Source organism: Archangium primigenium (genome assembly GCF_016904885.1).
GTDB classification, from domain to species: Bacteria; Myxococcota; Myxococcia; order Myxococcales; family Myxococcaceae; genus Cystobacter; species Cystobacter primigenius.
The window spans coordinates 1,271,628-1,287,199 of record NZ_JADWYI010000001.1; the positions used below are offsets into that span (position 1 = coordinate 1,271,628).

The 15,572-nt window shown below is 72.6% G+C and carries 15 protein-coding genes; 5 read left to right on the top strand and 10 right to left on the bottom strand.

All coding sequences use genetic code 11. From position 1 onward, the window contains the following. Positions 1-85: 85 nt before the first annotated feature. The gene (locus I3V78_RS05530) at positions 86-664 is read left to right on the top strand and encodes a Uma2 family endonuclease (protein WP_239576313.1); all 579 of its coding nucleotides are present in this window, start codon (positions 86-88) and stop codon (positions 662-664) included. A 41-nt stretch (positions 665-705) separates the two neighbouring features. Here I3V78_RS05530 and zigA read toward each other — a convergent pair whose 3' ends face one another. Then, positions 706-1,968: a zinc metallochaperone GTPase ZigA gene (zigA, locus tag I3V78_RS05535; protein ID WP_204485266.1), complete on the bottom strand. Its 1,263-nt coding sequence runs from the start codon at positions 1,966-1,968 to the stop codon at positions 706-708. 101 nt (positions 1,969-2,069) lie between these two features. Here zigA and rpsN point away from each other — a divergent pair, with 101 nt between their 5' ends. Next, positions 2,070-2,372 (top strand): 30S ribosomal protein S14, encoded by a 303-nt coding sequence (rpsN, locus tag I3V78_RS05540; RefSeq protein WP_204485267.1) that lies wholly within the window; start codon positions 2,070-2,072, stop codon positions 2,370-2,372. An 11-nt stretch (positions 2,373-2,383) separates the two neighbouring features. Further along, complete coding sequence (gene rpmB, locus I3V78_RS05545; RefSeq protein WP_204485268.1) at positions 2,384-2,620, top strand: 50S ribosomal protein L28; 237 nt, start codon at positions 2,384-2,386, stop codon at positions 2,618-2,620. A 54-nt stretch (positions 2,621-2,674) separates the two neighbouring features. Here rpmB and I3V78_RS05550 read toward each other — a convergent pair whose 3' ends face one another. The 4 genes from I3V78_RS05550 to I3V78_RS05565 form a co-directional block, all read right to left on the bottom strand. Next, entirely contained in the window at positions 2,675-2,884 is a 210-nt protein-coding gene (locus I3V78_RS05550; RefSeq protein ID WP_204485269.1) for a hypothetical protein, read from the bottom strand. Beyond that, on the bottom strand, positions 2,881-3,045 hold the full coding sequence (gene rpmG / locus I3V78_RS05555) for a 50S ribosomal protein L33 (RefSeq protein WP_204485270.1): 165 nt from the start codon (positions 3,043-3,045) through the stop codon (positions 2,881-2,883). Before rpmG ends, I3V78_RS05550 begins: the two co-directional genes overlap by 4 nt. A gap of 46 nt (positions 3,046-3,091) precedes the next feature. Beyond that, positions 3,092-3,388: a 30S ribosomal protein S18 gene (rpsR, locus tag I3V78_RS05560; protein WP_204485271.1), complete on the bottom strand. Its 297-nt coding sequence runs from the start codon at positions 3,386-3,388 to the stop codon at positions 3,092-3,094. 445 nt (positions 3,389-3,833) lie between these two features. Then, a complete protein-coding gene (locus I3V78_RS05565; RefSeq protein WP_204485272.1) occupies positions 3,834-4,286 on the bottom strand; it encodes a Fur family transcriptional regulator in 453 nt (150 codons plus the stop codon). A gap of 217 nt (positions 4,287-4,503) precedes the next feature. Here I3V78_RS05565 and I3V78_RS05570 point away from each other — a divergent pair, with 217 nt between their 5' ends. Further along, positions 4,504-4,893, top strand: a complete 390-nt coding sequence (locus I3V78_RS05570; protein WP_204485273.1) for a hypothetical protein — start codon at positions 4,504-4,506, stop codon at positions 4,891-4,893. On the opposite strand, the gene I3V78_RS05575 is transcribed toward I3V78_RS05570, so the two are convergent. Continuing rightward, positions 4,890-6,047 (bottom strand): fatty acid desaturase family protein, encoded by a 1,158-nt coding sequence (locus I3V78_RS05575; protein ID WP_338023472.1) that lies wholly within the window; start codon positions 6,045-6,047, stop codon positions 4,890-4,892. The genes I3V78_RS05570 and I3V78_RS05575 overlap by 4 nt on opposite strands. Positions 6,048-6,228: 181 nt before the next feature. Here I3V78_RS05575 and I3V78_RS39825 point away from each other — a divergent pair, with 181 nt between their 5' ends. After that, positions 6,229-10,839 (top strand): HYR domain-containing protein, encoded by a 4,611-nt coding sequence (locus tag I3V78_RS39825; RefSeq protein ID WP_204485275.1) that lies wholly within the window; start codon positions 6,229-6,231, stop codon positions 10,837-10,839. Positions 10,840-10,845: 6 nt separating this feature from the next. Here the strand turns inward: I3V78_RS39825 and I3V78_RS05585 are convergent, their stop codons facing one another. From I3V78_RS05585 to I3V78_RS05600, 4 genes are all read right to left on the bottom strand, one after another. Further along, positions 10,846-11,838 (bottom strand): TerC/Alx family metal homeostasis membrane protein, encoded by a 993-nt coding sequence (locus tag I3V78_RS05585; protein ID WP_204485276.1) that lies wholly within the window; start codon positions 11,836-11,838, stop codon positions 10,846-10,848. 119 nt (positions 11,839-11,957) lie between these two features. Continuing rightward, a complete protein-coding gene (locus I3V78_RS05590) occupies positions 11,958-13,955 on the bottom strand; it encodes a S9 family peptidase (protein ID WP_204485277.1) in 1,998 nt (665 codons plus the stop codon). Between the two features lie 159 nt (positions 13,956-14,114). Next, positions 14,115-14,771: a hypothetical protein gene (locus tag I3V78_RS05595; protein WP_204485278.1), complete on the bottom strand. Its 657-nt coding sequence runs from the start codon at positions 14,769-14,771 to the stop codon at positions 14,115-14,117. A 59-nt stretch (positions 14,772-14,830) separates the two neighbouring features. Next, on the bottom strand, positions 14,831-15,466 hold the full coding sequence (locus I3V78_RS05600; protein ID WP_204485279.1) for a hypothetical protein: 636 nt from the start codon (positions 15,464-15,466) through the stop codon (positions 14,831-14,833). Positions 15,467-15,572 lie beyond the last annotated feature (106 nt).

A 15,572-nucleotide genomic window follows, 5' to 3' on the forward strand; every position in this document is an offset into this window, starting at 1 on the left:
GAGCCACTGGCTCCCCCGTGGGATGACCTGCGAAGTCATGGCCCCGACGTTGCACGACACGTCGGGTATGCGAAGATCCTCCCTCATGAGCCCGCGCAATGACCCATCCGTCGAGGACGCCTATGAGTCCGCCCCCTCGGAACTCGTGGCGGAGATCCTCGAGGGGGAGCTGTTCCTGAGTCCCCGGCCGGCGCGGCCCCACGCCAACGTCCACATCAACCTCGGGATGCTCCTGGGACGGCCCTTCAAGTTCGGGCAGGACGGGCCGGGCGGATGGGTGCTGCTCGCCGAGCCCCAGCTCCACCTCGGGCCGCGTCCGGACAAGGTGGCGCCAGACCTGGCCGGGTGGCGGCGCGAGCGCCTGCCCCGCGCCGTCGGAGGTTCCGAGGCGCCCGCCCACTACGAGCTGCCTCCGGACTGGGTGTGCGAGATCTTCTCGCGGCGCACGCGGCACCGGGATCAGGGCGTGAAGCAGCGCATCTACGCGCGTGAGGGCGTGCGCCACCTGTGGCACGTGGACCCCCTCACGCGGACGATCGAGCTGTTCCGGCTCGGGTCGGACGGGTGGAGCGCCCCCGAGCGCTTCACGGGGGAGCAGGGCCTCGTGCGCATCGAGCCGTTCGACGCCATCGCCCTGGACCTGGCCCTGGTCTGGAGCGAGTGAGCCGCGCTACCACCCGCTCCGCCCGGCGCGCGTGAAGTCCCCTACCTGGACGAAGGACTCGCGTCGGGGGCGGCGTCCTGGACGTCGACCCAGGCGGGGAAGGGGTCACGCAGGCGGCGCCAGGCCCGGGGCCCGCGTGCCATTTCCTGGTCCGTGAGGAGCGCGGCCTCCAGCTTTCGGCGCAGTCCGGCCTCGTCGAGCTCCACGCCGATGAAGACGAGCTCCTGGCGGCGATCACCGAAGGGCTCCCGCCACTCGCGCTCCACCTGGGCGCGCAGCTCGGGGTCCTCGCGCCACTCCTGGGCGGTGGGCGTGGCGTACCAGGGGCCGGCGTACTCGCAGGTGGCCGCGCCGCCGGCCTGGGACCAGAGCCCCGTCTCCTCCATGCGCGAGGCGAGCCAGAAGAAGCCCTTGGAGCGCAGCACGTTGGTCCAGAGCGCGCCGTCCTCGTAGAGCAGCGTCCAGAAGCGGCCGGGGTGGAAGGGGCGGCGGGCCCGGTAGACGAAGCTCGTCACGCCGTAGGTGTCGCGCTCGGAGACGACCTCGTCGCGCATCCGCTGGAGCCAGCCCGGTGCCTGGGCCGCCCGCTCCATGTCGAACAGCCGCGTGTCGAGGATGGCCGCGAGCGGCAGGTGGCCCCGGTGCGCGGGGTGGATGCGCGCGTCCGGGTTGAGGTGGCGCAGCAGGGCCTCCAGGCGCGCGCTCTCCTCCGGGGTGACCAGATCCCCCTTGGAGACGACCAGCACGTTGGCGAACTCCACCTGCTCCACGAGCAGGTCCGCCACCGTGCGCTCGTCCTCCTCGCCCAGGGCGAGCTTGCGCGCGCGCAGGTCCTCCTCGCTCCTCCAGTCCGCGAGGAAGTTCTTCGCGTCCACCACCGTCACCAGCGTGTCCAGCCGCGCCACCCGGGACAGGCTCTGGCCGTCCTCCGCCTCGAAGGTGAACGTCTCGGCCACCGGCAGCGGCTCGGAGATGCCCGTGGACTCGATGAGCAGGTAGTCGAAGCGGCCCTGTCCCGCCAGCCGCGCCACCTCGCGCAGCAGATCCTCGCGCAGCGTGCAGCAGATGCACCCGTTCTGCAGCTCCACCAGATGCTCGTCCACCCGCGACAGCGCCGCGCCCCCGTGCTGGACCAGGCGCGCGTCGATGTTCACCTCGCTCATGTCGTTGACGATGACCGCCACGCGCCGTCCCTCGCGGTTGCCCAGCACGTGGTTGAGCAGCGTCGTCTTCCCCGCGCCCAGGAAGCCGGAGAGCACGGTGACGGGCAGGCGGGTGTCGGTCTGGCGGGAGGGCGAATCCATTCCCCGCAAATGCAACCGAATTGCGTTCCAGTCAAGTGCCACGGAATATCAAATGCAACTGTGTTGCGATTGTGGGACGTTCGCGGTATGTCCCCGGTCCCATGGCCAAGACGAGCAAGATTCACAAGAACGAGCAGCGCAAGGCGCTGGTGCGCCGGTACGCCGAGCGGCGGGCGGCCCTGAAGGAAGCCATCCGCACGGCGGGCACGGTGGAGGAGCGGATGCGGGCCCAGACGGCGCTCGCGAAGCTGCCGCGCGACTCCAACTCCATCCGCGTCACCCACCGGTGCGCCATCACGGGCCGGCCGCGCGGCTACCTCAGGCGCTTCGGCATGTCGCGCATCGCCTTTCGCGAGAAGGCCCTGGCCGGCCACGTCACCGGCGTCACCAAGTCCAGCTGGTAGGAGAGGCGCACATGTCCAAGGTCTGTCAGGTCACGGGGAAGCGGCCGCTGGTGGGCAACGTCGTCAGCCACGCCAACAACAAGACGAAGACGCGCTCGGTGCCCAATCTCCAGTACCACCGCTTCTGGGTGGAGAGCCTCGGGCGCTTCGTGCGCCTGCGGGTGAGCGCCCACGGCATCCGCATCATCAACAAGCGCGGCATCGAGCGGGTGCTCAAGGAGTTGCAGGCGCGCGGCGAGAAGTTCTGAGCCGCTGGAAATCAAAAGGGGGCGGGGCCGGTGAAGGCCCTGCCCCCTCGCGCTTCATCCCCCCGCGGGCTCCGAGGCGCACTCGCCCGCGCGCACCAGCCGCAGGGCCCGGGAGGGCTCACCCTCGTCCTCCGGCGCGGAGGCGTCGTCTAGCGCGCCCCCCACGTCGATGAGCTCGGGGGGCGCGAACGCCCGCTCCCGTTCCCGGAAGCGGGCGGCCTCGGGCCGGGGCCCGCGCGGCAAGCACGCGCGCCGGCGGCTCACGGCTTGCCTTCGACGAACAGCACGTGCTTGCGCACGCGCGGGTCGTACTTCTTGAGCTGGAGCTTGTCCTGCGACTTCCGCTTGTTCTTCGTCGTCGTGGAGACGGTGCCGGTGCCGGCCGTGGACACGAGCTGGATGATGGCGCGATGGCCCTTGGGCATGGGGAACTCCTCGAGAAAGGGTGGGGGGTGGGGGGAACCGTGGGGCTCAGGTGCCCGTGGCGACGTAGGGCAGCAGTCCGAGCTGGCGCGCGCGCTTGATGGCCTGGGCCACCTGCCGCTGCTGCTGCGCCGTCACCCCGGTGATGCGGCGGGGGATGATGCGCCCGCGCTCGGTGATGAAGTGCTTGAGCAGGGTCACGTCCTTGAAGTCCACCGTGCGCGCCGCGCCCAGGGGGTTGGGCTTTCGCCGTCCGAATCCGAGTCGACCCGCGCGGCGATCGTCCTCACCGCCCACGGAACGGGAGCCGCCCTCGGCGGGCGGCCGCTTCTGCGAAGTGCTCATGTCGGGTGCTCCTGGCGCGCGCCACGCCTCGGCGCGCGGAGTTGTCCAGGATCATCCTTAACGGATATCCCATGAAATGCAACACGGTTGCATGTGCATGGCCGTGGCGTGTGGCTCCGTGCTCAGGGGCCGGGGTCGAGCGGGCCGTCCTCGGCGCTCAAGAGTTGGAGTCGGCGTGGGGTGGGCCCGGGCGTGTCGTCCTCCAAGGGCACCACCTCGACGAACTCGGGGGAGGCGAACTCGCGCCAGCGCTCGCGGAGCCGAGCGGCGCGCGGTGCTCCGGGGGGTCTGCCCTCCGCCCTCACTCCATGCCGGTGCCGCATGTACTCCTCCGGATCAGGACTGGCCTGGAGCAGAGGTAGTCATCGCCGGAACGCGGCACGAGGGGGACGGGGGGACGATTGCTCCGGGGGTCGGGGGCGGGGAGCGCCTCCCTGCGCGCCGGTCACTGGCCGCAGCGATCGCAGCGGCCGCGCAGCTGGATGTCCACGCTCTTGGCCGCCAGCGCCTTGGGGGCGCCCTTGGCGGGCTTCACGTGCACGGACTCGGCGGGCAGGCAGGCCACGCTGCCACAGTCCGTGCAGGTGAAGTGTGGGTGGGGGCCGTGCTCGGCCTGGGTGTCGCCCTTGAGCTCGAAGCGCCAGACGTGGTCCCCCAGGTCCGCGCGCATGACGAGGCCCGCCTCGGTCAGGTCCGTCAAGTTGCGGTACAGGGTGACGCGGTCGTAGCCCTCGTCCTGCAGGGCGTCCACCAGCTCCGCGTGGCTCAAGGGGGCCTTGGCCGCCTCGAGCTCGCGCAGGACCGCCACCCGGGCGGTGGTGCTGCGCAGTCCGGCCGCGCGCAGGCGCTCCTGATAGTCACCGAGGCTCGGGGGAGGGAGGTTCTTGCGGGCCGCCATGTCCCCTCGAATAACCCAACTCGCTTGGGGTTGCACGCACGTCGCCTCCGCCTGGATGGTGGCGGGCCAACACGGGCCCTGTCCCCAGGGGAGGTGGGAGGCCCCATGCGAGCGGAGGGCCTGTTCCACCCGCGACACGCGGGGGGTCCCCCTCTCTTGTCAGCCTTCCCGGTGAGGTCCAGTTTCGTCTTCCCCGCCCCACGAAAGGACCAGGGAAATGCCGGACAAGCAGACCGTCGACCGTGCGCGCCAGGAGCAACCCGAGACGTCTTCCGACCACGCGTCGCCCTCCCTCCGCGCCGCGCACACCGAGCCCGAGGCCCCGGCCTCCGCGGGCTCCTCCGAGAAGGCGGCGCCCAAGCGCCGCCGCGCCAGCACCCGCTCTTCCGCCCGCGTGAGCAAGAAGGCCCGCGCGAAGGCGAAGTCGGCCCCGGCCAAACGCCGCACGCGCAAGGCGGCCCGCGCGGCGGCGAGCGACACGCCCGCCAAGAAGCGCGCCCCGAGCCGTGCCACCGCCAAGGCGAAGAAGCGCGCCGCCGCGCCCAAGCGCACGGGCCGCACGCAGGTCAAGCGCGCCCGCGCCACCCAGCGCGCCAAGGCGAGCTAGGTCCCGACGCGTCCCAGGCGTGCGCGGTCCTCTTCCGCCGCGCCCTCCAGGCGCAGCATCGAGTGGCGGCCCACCATGATGTGGACCGCCTTGCGCGTGCGGCGAAAGACGTTCTCCTGCACGTAGGGCAGGCCGTAGCGCTCGCACAGCGCCTGGACCCGGGCCTGCGAGCGCTGCAACTGGAGCAGGGACAGCCCCGGCCACAGGTGGTGCTCGATCTGGTAGTTGAGCCCACCGTGCAGGAAGGCCAGCACGTCGCCTCCCGTCGTGTAGTTCGTGGAGCCCAGGATCTGCCGGACGCAGTAGTCCGCGCGGCCCTGGGTGCGCTCCTCGAAGCGGTAGATGTCCTCGCCCGCGTGATTGGGGGCGATGAGCACGAAGCTCTGGAGGTTGGCGAAGACCTCGGCGAGCAGCGAGTTGAACAGGACCGCGAGCGCCGCCGCGCGGCCCAGGGGCAGGAACAGCAGGGGCGCGAGCACGAACCGGACGCTGGCGTAGGGCAGCAGGCACATCCACCAGAAGGCCCGCCCGTCGGCCGTGCGCGGGTCGAAGGCCTTGTGCATCCAGAAGGGCCCGTCCTCGTCGTCCATCTCCGGCAGGCGCTTCTTGGCCCACCGCCATTCCAGGAAGGTGCTGGGCGCGTAGTAGGTCAACCGCCAGGTGCACGCCAGGATCGCCACGATCACGTAGCGCAGCGCCATGGGAATCCGGGAGGTGCGCAGCCACTTCATGCGCCGCTCCACCAGGTCGGGATCCTTCGTCTCGCCGGTGTGCCCGTGGTGCAGGACGTTGTGCTCGTGGCTCCACGCCTGGGGGTGGATCCAATCCAGCCAGTCGATGGCGCGGCGCCAGCCCCGGGCGAAGGTCTTCTCCCGCGCGCCGTCCGGGGCCTGGGCCACGCGCTCGTAGCCCCGGTGCAGCACGTGGTGGGCCACGATCGTCCAGCGCGCCGTCATGCCCTGGGCGATGAGCCACGCGCTGAGGGGGTTGGGCGCCAGCCAGGCGGTCGCATACCCCAGCACCGCGCTCAGCCGACCCCACCGGCTCATCTTCTGGAGGTGGCGGAGATCCTCTTCGCCTGGGGTGGACTCCAACTGGCTCTTGATGGTCTGGAGTTCCTTGACGAAGGACTCCCTGGCGGAAGGCGCGATCACGGTGCCGGATATAGTCAGAGGCGCGCGGGTCCACCCACAAGCGCTTTGTTGGGTCGGCACGTCTGCCCGATTGGCTGGGTACGGGCCGCGCGTCACCCGCCCCTCGAAGACACATACACACTGTCCGTACGGATTTCCGCGCGCGCGCGGGAGGCACCGAAGAGGTCTATCCTCCCCCGTCATGCCTCGCTTTTCCGTGCCGTCCCGCCTCGCCGCGCTCGCGGCGGGGTTCCTCTTCGCCTGTTCCTCCACCACGCCCGAGCCGGACGTCACGGCGCCCGCGCCGGCCGAGAGTGTCTCGCCGTCCTTCGATGTCCAGGCCGTCATCCGCCGGGTGACCCGGACGTTCCACTCCGAGTCAGGCCGCTTCTCGAGCATGCAGGGGACCTACGCGGTCCAGGTCGCGCCCGAGGGCACGGTGCGCTTCGCGGCGCGTCAGGCCGCCCTGTCCGCGGAGGCCCTGGTGTTGCGCACCGCGTCCCTCGCCCGGGGTGGACAGGCCCTGACGAGCGCCGTCCGGACCACGGTGCGCGAGGACGGCGCGCTCGCCCTGGACCGGGGCGCGGTGGTGGAGGTGCTGGAGAACGCCGACGGCGGGCTCGCGCAGCGCTGGGAGCTGGCTGGCAAGCCCCGGGGCGCGGGTGACCTGGAGGTGCGGGTGGTGGTGGCGGGGCTCGCGTACGCGGGCGAGACCGCGGGCGGGCAGCACTTCACGGACCCGGCCACGGGACTGGGCGTGCGCTACGGCCAGGCCACCTGGGTGGATGCCCGGGGCGTGGAGACCGCCGTGCGGACCGAGTACACGGAGGGCGCGCTGCGCCTCGTCGTGCCGGAGGCGGTGCTGGAGTCGTCCACGTGGCCCGCGCGCCTGGCGCCCCTCCTCTCCCCGGAGATCCGTCCGGACACGCCCGTCTTCGCGCCAACCTCGCTCAATGAGGCGGCCCCCGTGACGGCCCATGCGGAGGGAACCCTGCTCGTGGTGTGGGACGTCCTCGTGGGCACCCAGCGCGACATCGTCGGCACGCGCGTGCGGGCCTCGGATGGCGCGGTGCTCGACCCCACGGGCATCGTCCTGGCCTCCAGCTCCGTGGAGGAACACCAGCCCACCGTGGCGGCCCAGGGCGGCGTCTTCCTGGTGGCCTGGCGGCAGTTGAATGGGGGCATCTACCGCACGCGCGTGCGGGCCTCCACCGGCCAGGTGCTCGACGCCGCGCCGGTGAAGTTCTCGATCAGCGGCTCCACCGCGCACTCGCCCGCCGCCGCCTGCGGCACGGACGTGTGCGCCGTGGTGTGGGGTGAGTCGTCGGGCATCCTCTCCGCGCGGGTGCGGCTCTCGGATGGGGTCGTGCTGGGCACCTCGACCCTCTCCACCAAGGCCATGGCCGCCCAGGGCGATCTCGCGGTGGCCGCCGATGAGTCCCAGTTCCTCGTGGCCTGGTCCGTGACGGTCGGGACCGGCACCCGGAATCAGGACATCCAGGGTGTGCGGTTCCGGGCCGCCAGCGGCTTGATTCTCGATTCCTCCCCCCTGCTCATCTCCACCGCCGCCGACATCCAGAACGCGCCCGCCATCGCCTTCACCTCGGGTCACTTCCTCGTGGTGTGGTCCGACACCCGTCTCACCACCTCCACCGGCCTCTACGGCTCGCGGGTGCGGGCCTCGGATGGCGCGGTGCTCGACCCCTCGGGCCTCCTCATCGCGTCCTCCTCGGACAAGCCCGCCGAGGTGGCCGTGGGCACCGATGGCACCCAGTTCCTGGTGGCGTGGCAGAGCATGGTCGGCTCCCTGTACGAGCTCCACGCCCGGCGGGTGACGACCGCGGGGGCCGTGGTGGAGCCCTCGCCCGTGGTGCTCGCCAAATCCTCCACGAGCGGGGCCTATTCGCCCGCGCTGGCCTTCGACGGGACGCACTACCTGCTGGCCTGGATGCGCCGCGAGTCCAGCGATGCGTCCCAGAACATCTACGGCGCGCGCGTGCGCCCCTCGGACCTGGGCCTGCTCGAGCCCGCGGGGACGCTGCTGTCCGCGCAGGCCAACCGCCAGTCCTCGCCCGTCGTGGCCTGGGGCGGGGGCAAGTACCTCGTGGCATGGCTGGACTCGCGCCAGCGCGCCAGCGGTGAGGACCTCTACGGCGTGCGGCTCGGGGTGGACGGCCAGCCGCTCGACACCACGGCCATCCCCCTCTCCACGACCGCCGCCGTGAAGACCTCGCCCCAGGTGGTGTCCGATGGCGCCGACTTCCTCGTGGCGTGGAACGTCGGCTCGAGCATTCAAGGCGCGCGCGTGCGGGGCGCCGATGGCGTCGTGCTCGATCCCACGGCCCTCCCCATCTCCGGCACCCAGAGTCTCATCGGCGCGCCGCGGTTGGCTTTCGGCGGCGGGCACTACTTCGTGGCCTGGACCGACCAGCGCGTCACCAACGACACCAACGTGTACGGCGTGCGGCTGCGGCCCTCGGATGGCCAGGTGCTGGACGCGTCCGCCCTCCTCGTCTCGGGGGCTTCTGGGACCCAGAACTCCCCCGCGGTCGCGTTTGGCGCGGGCTCGTTCTTCGTGACCTGGCTGGACGCGCGCGCGGGCCGCAATGAAATCTATGGCGCGCGGATCAGAGCGGCGGACGGCGAGGTGCTGGATCCCGCGGGCCTGGCGATCTCCACCGGTTCGACCTACCGGACGGATCCGGTCGTGGCCTCCGATGGCACCCGCTTCCTGGTGGCCTGGCGCGACCAGCGCACGGGCACGGGCGATTTCTATGGGAGCCGGGTGGAGGCCGCCACGGGCCAGGTGCTCGATCCGGCGGGGCTCGCGCTGCTCCTCGAGCCCAGCCTCCAGAACGTGTCCTCGCTCCTCTTCGATGGGAGGAACTACCTGCTGGTGTGGTCGGACACCCGGAGCGGCTCGGTCCGCCTCAATGGCCTGCGGTTGAAGCCGGAGGGCACCGCGCTGGATGGCACGGGCTTCCTCATTGCCCCGGGCGTCTCGTTCTCCACGCCGCCCCCCGCCGCGGCGTCGGGGCCGGGCCGCTACCTCTTCGCGGCGGCGCCCACGGACACGGTCACGCGGACCCAGCGTGTCGTGCTGTGGCGGGGCGTGATCGTCCCGGATGGAGAGGCCTGCGCGGGCGCGGCGGAGTGCGAGAGTGGCCAGTGCGTGGAGGGCGTCTGCTGCGCCACCGCCTGCGAGGGCGGCACCTGTGGCTCGGGCACGTGCGAGTACCCGCCGCCCGGCATCACCTGTCCCTCGGACGTGGTGGCCGAGGCCACGAGCGCCGCGGGCGCCCGCGTCGACTACCCGCCGGCCACCGCCACGGGTCGGCCGCCGCTCGCGGTGACGTACAGCCAGGCGTCCGGGACGGACTTCCCCCTGGGCCCCACCTCCGTCACGGCCACGGTCACCGACGGCGCGGGCGAGACCCGGTCCTGTGCCTTCGCTGTCACCGTGAGCGACACCACCGCGCCCACGCTCGTGTGCCCCGCGGCGCGCGAGGTGGAGGCCACGGGCCTGGATGGCGCGCTCGTCACCTATCCGTCCGCGACGGCCAGTGACGCGGTGTCCGCCGTGACGCTGGAGGCCACGCCGCCCTCGGGCAGCCGCTTCCCGGTGGGCACCACGGACGTCTCGGTGCGGGCCACGGACGCGGCGGGCAACACGTCCACCTGCCAGTTCCCGGTGACCGTGACCCTGCCGCCCGAGCCCCAAGTCACCTGTCCCTCGGACGTGGTGGCCGAGGCCACGGACGCCGACGGCGCGCTCGTGACGTATCCGCCCGCCACCGGCTCGGGCACCGAGCCGCTCACGGTGACGTCCCGCCCGGCGTCCGGGTCGCGCTTCGCCCTGGGCCTCACCGCCGCCACCGCCACGGCGCGCGACGGACTGGGCCGGGAGGCCTCGTGCGGCTTCTTCGTCACCGTGGAGGACACCACGCCGCCCACGCTCGTCTGCCCCGAGTCGCTCACCGTGGACGCCACGAGCACCGCGGGCGCCCTCGTCACCTATCCGCCCGCCACGGCCACCGACGCGGTGTCCCCCGTGTCCATCGGCTACGTGCCATCCTCGGGGACGCACTTCAACGTGGGCACCACGCGGGTGAGGGCCGTCGCCCGGGACCTGGCGGGCAATCTGTCCGAGTGCGCGTTCACGGTGACGGTGCGCCTGCCGCCCGCGCCCGAGGTGACGTGTCCCGCGGACGTGGTGGCCGAGGCCAATGCGCCCCGGAGCGCCACCGTCGAGTACCCGCCCGCGACCGCCACGGGGACCGAGCCGCTCGTGCTCTTCTATACCCAGGACTCGGGGACGCGCTTCCCCCTGGGCACGAGCCCCGTCTCCGCCGGGGTGCGCGATGGCCTGGGTCGCGAGGACACCTGCGCCTTCACCGTCACCGTGCGGGACACCACCGCGCCCGTGCTCACCTGCCCGGCGGACGTCGAGGTGCGCGACGCGCCCGAGGGCGGAGTGTCCGTGGACTACCCGGCGGCCACCGCGACGGACCTGGGCTCCGAGCCCGTGCTGGCCTACAGCCACCCCGCGGGCGCGCACTTCCCCGTGGGCACGACGCGGGTGACGGTCACGGCCACGGACGAGGCGGGCCACGCCTCCACCTGCGACTTCCAGGTGCGGGTGGCCCCGCGCGAGGCGCCGCCGGTCGTCGTTCCGGAGCCCAAGCCGGAGCCGACGCCCGAGGCGGGGTGCGGCTGTGGCGCGGGGATGGGGACGCCCGCGGGGCTGGGCTGGATGGCGCTGCTCGTGCTGCTCAGCCGGAGCGCCACCCGGCGGCGGGACGTCTCCGGGTAGCGCCGCTCAGGCCCGGGCCTCCCGGCGGCCGCCGGGCGCGGGAGGCCGGGGCTCGGAGCGCTGGGACGCGGGGGCCTGGGGATGCCGGGCCTTGTACCGGAGGCTCCACGCCACCGAGGCGCCGATGAGCACCACGATGATGGCGACCGAGAGCAGGGGGGGCACCTCCACCCAGTGCGACAGGAGCATCTTCGCCGCGGCGAACGCCAGCACCGCGGCGAGCCCCCAGTGCAGGTAGCGCAGCGCGTGCACCGTCTTGGCCAGGGCGATGTAGAGCGCGCGCAGGCCGAGGATGGCGAGGATGTTGGAGGTGTACACGACGAACATGTTGCGGCTCACCGACATGGCCGCCGGCACCGAGTCGATGGCGAACGCCACGTCCGACAGCTCGATGGTGATGAGCGCGAGCAGGAGCGGCGTGGCGCGCCAGTGGCCGTCCTCGCGCACGAAGAATCGCTTGCCGTCGAACTCGCGCGTCACCGGCAGGTGCTTCTCCAGGAAGCCCACCAGCTTGTTCTTCCCCTCGGAGGGTTTGTTGGGGGGGCTGCGCGCCACGCGCACGGCCGCCACGAGCAGGAGCGCCGCGAACACGTAGACGACCCAGTGCCAGCGCTCGAGCGCCTGCAGGCCCAGGAAGATGAACAGGGCCCGGAAGCCGAGCGCGCCGAGGATGCCCCAGAAGAGCACCCGCCGCTGGCTGTCCTCGGGCACGTTGAGGCTGGAGAAGATGACGAGGAAGACGAACAGGTTGTCCAGGCTCAGGCTCTTCTCGATGAGGTAGGCGCCCAGGTACTCCTGCGCCGCCGTGCCCCCGTGCCTCACCGCGACGAAACCCGCGAACGCCAGCCCCACGCCGATCCACGCCGCGCTCCAGGCATAGGCGCGTTTGCGCGACTCGTGCTGGGTCTTGCGGTGGGCGAGCAGGTCCACGAGCAGCATCGCCACGACGATGACCCCGAACAGGCCCCACTCCCACGGCGACACACTGTTGGCTGACATGGTGGCTGGCATCCCTGGCAAGCTGCTTATTCCCAGTTCCACCCACAATGGCCGACAGGGCTGTGCCTCCTGGCGGGGAGCGGTGGGCCCGTATGCCCGCCCGCTCCCTGGACAGGGGCTCAGCGCCGGGCGGCGGCCTCGGGCTCCAGGGCCACGGGCACGAGCGGCTCGGCCACGCCCAGGCCCATCACCCGGACGTAGAAGGCGAACTCGGTCTCCAGGGCGCGGGCGAGCGCCGCGGGCTCCTGGGGCGCCAGGGTCTCGCCCTCCAGCAGCAGCAGCGCGGTGGGCACGCCGTTGGCGCGCAGCCTGCGCACGAGGTCATCCGTCTGTTGCGGCGGCACGCGCGTGTCCTTGAGGCCCTGGATGAAGAGCAGGGGGCTGCGCTTGATGTTGTCGATGTGCACGCCGGGCGAGCGGTCCTGCAGCAGTTGCTTGAACTCCGGCTGGGGCCCGAGCACCTGGTCGAGGTAGTGCGCCTCGAGCTTGTTGGAGCTGTCGAGCAGGGTGTCCAGGTGGGCGATGCTCGCGATGCTCGTGCCGCAGCGCAGGATGTCGCGGAAGGCGAGCAGGGACAGGGTGGTGTAGCCGGCGCTGCCCGAGCCCCGCGCGATGAGCCGCTTGGCGTCCGCCTTGCCGTTCTGCACCAGGCGCAGCGCGGCGTTGGCCAGGTCGTCCACGTCCATGACGCCCCAGTTGCCGTAGAGCGACAGGCGGTACTCGCGGCCGTAGCCGGTGCTGCCCCGGTGGTTGACGTCCACCACGCCGAAGCCCCGGCTGGTGAAGTACTGCACCGTCCAGTCCAGCTGCGTGGAGGCCGAGCCCGTGGGGCCGCCGTGGCTCACCAGGAGCAGGGGCGGCTTCTCGCCCGCTGGGCCCTGGAAGCCGGGGTGGGTGGGCGGGTAGTACCAGGCATGGGCCTCGCCCAGCTCGCTGGTGGGGTAGTGCAGGGGCTCGGGGCGCGACAGGTAGGGGCGCAGCTCCTCGGGCACCGGGCCCGCGGCCTTGACGACGTGCGTCTTGCTGGACTCCATGTCCAGCCGCACCACGCTGGCGGACTCGTCCGGCCCGCCGCCCACGAAGTAGGCCGTGGCGAAGCCGCCGCGCACCTGACGGATGTCCGTGTAGGGCGTCTCCAGCTCGGAGAACTGGCCGAGCACCACGTCCAGCCGCCCGAGCCTCCACTGGCCCTGCTCGTTGAAGGCGCACACCACGTGGCGCGGCGACACGAAGCAGTAGGTGGACATGCCCAGGCACCACTGCGCCGCGCCGAACTCCGCCTTGTGCTCGAGCACCGGCACCACGCTGCGCCCCTGCAACCGGTAGAGGTTCCACCAGTTGTTGCGGTCGCTCACGAAGTACAGCTCGCCCTGGGGGCTCCACTCGGGCTGGAAGATGGACTCGGTGGAGCCGCCGGCGACGAGCCGCGCGTGGTGCAAGAGGCCCTCCTCGTCCACGTCCGCCACCCACAGCTCGCACCCGTCCCAGGGCATGCTGGGCGCGTCCCACGCGAGCCACGCCATGCGCCGGCCGTTGGGGCTGAGCACCGGCGAGGAGTAGAAGTCCCGGCCCTGCGCGAGCACCGTCTGCTTCTGGCCGTCGATGTCCACCGCCACGAGCGCGATGCGCGGCTGGCCCTCCTGGAGGTTGCGCCAGTCCTCGCGCACGCACAGCACGCGGTTGCGCGCCCGGTCGATGCTCAGGTCCCCGTAGCGGTGCTTGCCGCCCGTGTCCGGGGTGAGCGCCACCGGGGTGCGGCCCGGGTTGACGCGGTAGAGGCGCTGGTCCGGGTGCGCGCCCCCGCGCGCGTGGTTGACGAAGACGACCAGGCCCTCGGACACGGCGAACGAGCCGCCGCCCTGGCCATACACGAGCCCGCGGGCGCTGTAGCTCGCGCGGCCCTCCACCGGCGTGGGCAGCACGTCCGTCAGCGTCCCATCCGCCGTGCGCCGCACGATGGTGTTGCGCCCCGCCTCTCCCGGGCGCGACTCCAGCCAGTACACGTCATCCCCATCCACCGCCACCTCGCCCAGGCTCAGCGTGTGGGCGGCGAGCAGCTCGGCGGTGATGGGGGACTTCCAGGAGCCATGGGGCGCCTCGCGGCGGGCGAGCGTCATGAGCGGGCCTTTCCGTGAATTGCGGAAATCAATCTGCCCCGGTTCTTAGCACCCCGTCGGGACGTCGCGCGCCGGGGATGGGGGGCCGGGTGCCCGAGCAAGTGTCGCCTAGTGCGCGCCCGGGCGCCGCTTTTCGCCCGCGGTATGGGTCCGGACGGCTCAGAACCGGCCCGCGAGGCCGAAGGTGGCGCCGCGCGGGGTGACGCTCACCACGGGCTGCAGCCGCTGCTCCTCCAGGAGGGCGGCGTGGGAGATTTCATGGCCGATGAGGGCGCCGAGCAACATCAGGGGCGGCGCCACGAGGAGCATGGTGAAGCGGCTGTCGCCCTGCTCCGTGATGGCCAGGCCCAGGCCCACGCCCGCGGCGCCGCCCACCAGCGCGCCGGGCAGCCCGCCCGTGAGCCAGTGGCCCTGTCGGCCCACGAGCGCGCCGCCCAGGGTGACGCCTCCGCTCACGCCCAGGGCCCCGCCCAGCAGCGTGGTGACGACGCCCGTCGTGAAGCAGGCCTCGATGTCGCTGGGTCCACACAGCGTGTAGAACACGCCGAGGCCGACCGCGTAGCCCGCGGCGAGCCCCACCGCGCCGCCCACCGCGCCCAGGACCACCTCCGTGAGCACCTGGCCGGTGTCCTTCACGTCCTGCATGCCCACCACGGGGAGGTCCTCCGGAGAGGCCTCACTGGACGTCGACAGCAGGCGCGCCGAGCGGGACGGCGCCGCCTCCGGGCCGAGCAGCGAGGGCGCGGCGGCCCCCACCCGGGGCAGGGTGAGCACGAGCACGAGGAGCAGGACGGAGGGCGAGAAGACGCGGTTCATGGCGAGGGCCTCTGAGGAAGAGCGCGAGAAGGGGACGCAAGGGGAGGGCGGCCGGGGCCTCAGAAGTGGCCCATGAGGCCGAAGGTGGCGCCGCGCGGGGTGACGCTCACCAGGGGCTGGACGCGCTGGGCGGACACGTGGGCCTTGTGGGACAGCTCGTAGCCGATGGAGGCGCCCACGAGCATCAGCGGCGGCGCGGCGATCAGGGCGACGAGGGCGTTGTCCGCGATGAGCCCCGCGCCGCTGCCCACCGCGGCGCCCACCAGCATGCCGGGCAGCGCGCCCGTGAACCACTCGCCCTGGCCATCCGAGAGCATGCCGCCCCAGGTGACGCCCGCGGACACGCCCACGCCCACACCCGCGAGGGTTCCGATGAGCAACCCCGTGACGCAGCCGGACAGCCCCGTGCCACTGCTGGAGCACGCGGCGCCGCCCGGGCCGATGTAGCCCACCACGCCGCCCACCGCGCCCACCAGCAGGCCCAGGCCCAGCTCCGCCGGCACACGTCCGGAGCCCTGCGCCTCTTCCACCGCGGGGGCACCGGCCGGGCCCGCCTCGGGCGCGGGGGCCAGCAGGCGCGCCGCCCGGGGCGTGGCGGCGTCGGGGCCGACGAGGGAGGGGGCGGCGACACCCGCCTGGGGCAGGACGAGGAGCGACACGAGGGTGAACAGCAAGGGGACCTGGGTGCGATTCATGCCGGGAGGGCAATGCAAGACCGCGGCCCAGGCGCGCGCCCTCGGACGCCCTCGGGAGGCGGGGCGCGGAGTGTGCAGCGCGCTTCACGGGTGTGCAGTCCCGGGC

Bases quoted from the DNA above. Each gene is read 5' to 3' on its own strand.
- rpsN (WP_204485267.1), top strand. From the start codon at position 2,070: ATGGCCAAGACGAGCAAGATTCACAAGAACGAGCAGCGCAAGGCGCTG.
- I3V78_RS05530 (WP_239576313.1), top strand. From the start codon at position 86: ATGAGCCCGCGCAATGACCCATCCGTCGAGGACGCCTATGAGTCCGCC.
- rpmB (WP_204485268.1), top strand. From the start codon at position 2,384: ATGTCCAAGGTCTGTCAGGTCACGGGGAAGCGGCCGCTGGTGGGCAAC.
- I3V78_RS05600 (WP_204485279.1), bottom strand. From the start codon at position 15,466: ATGAATCGCACCCAGGTCCCCTTGCTGTTCACCCTCGTGTCGCTCCTC.
- rpmG (WP_204485270.1), bottom strand. From the start codon at position 3,045: ATGCCCAAGGGCCATCGCGCCATCATCCAGCTCGTGTCCACGGCCGGC.
- I3V78_RS05565 (WP_204485272.1), bottom strand. From the start codon at position 4,286: ATGGCGGCCCGCAAGAACCTCCCTCCCCCGAGCCTCGGTGACTATCAG.
- I3V78_RS05590 (WP_204485277.1), bottom strand. From the start codon at position 13,955: ATGACGCTCGCCCGCCGCGAGGCGCCCCATGGCTCCTGGAAGTCCCCC.
- I3V78_RS05585 (WP_204485276.1), bottom strand. From the start codon at position 11,838: ATGTCAGCCAACAGTGTGTCGCCGTGGGAGTGGGGCCTGTTCGGGGTC.
- zigA (WP_204485266.1), bottom strand. From the start codon at position 1,968: ATGGATTCGCCCTCCCGCCAGACCGACACCCGCCTGCCCGTCACCGTG.
- I3V78_RS05595 (WP_204485278.1), bottom strand. From the start codon at position 14,771: ATGAACCGCGTCTTCTCGCCCTCCGTCCTGCTCCTCGTGCTCGTGCTC.
- I3V78_RS39825 (WP_204485275.1), top strand. From the start codon at position 6,229: ATGCCTCGCTTTTCCGTGCCGTCCCGCCTCGCCGCGCTCGCGGCGGGG.
- I3V78_RS05570 (WP_204485273.1), top strand. From the start codon at position 4,504: ATGCCGGACAAGCAGACCGTCGACCGTGCGCGCCAGGAGCAACCCGAG.
- rpsR (WP_204485271.1), bottom strand. From the start codon at position 3,388: ATGAGCACTTCGCAGAAGCGGCCGCCCGCCGAGGGCGGCTCCCGTTCC.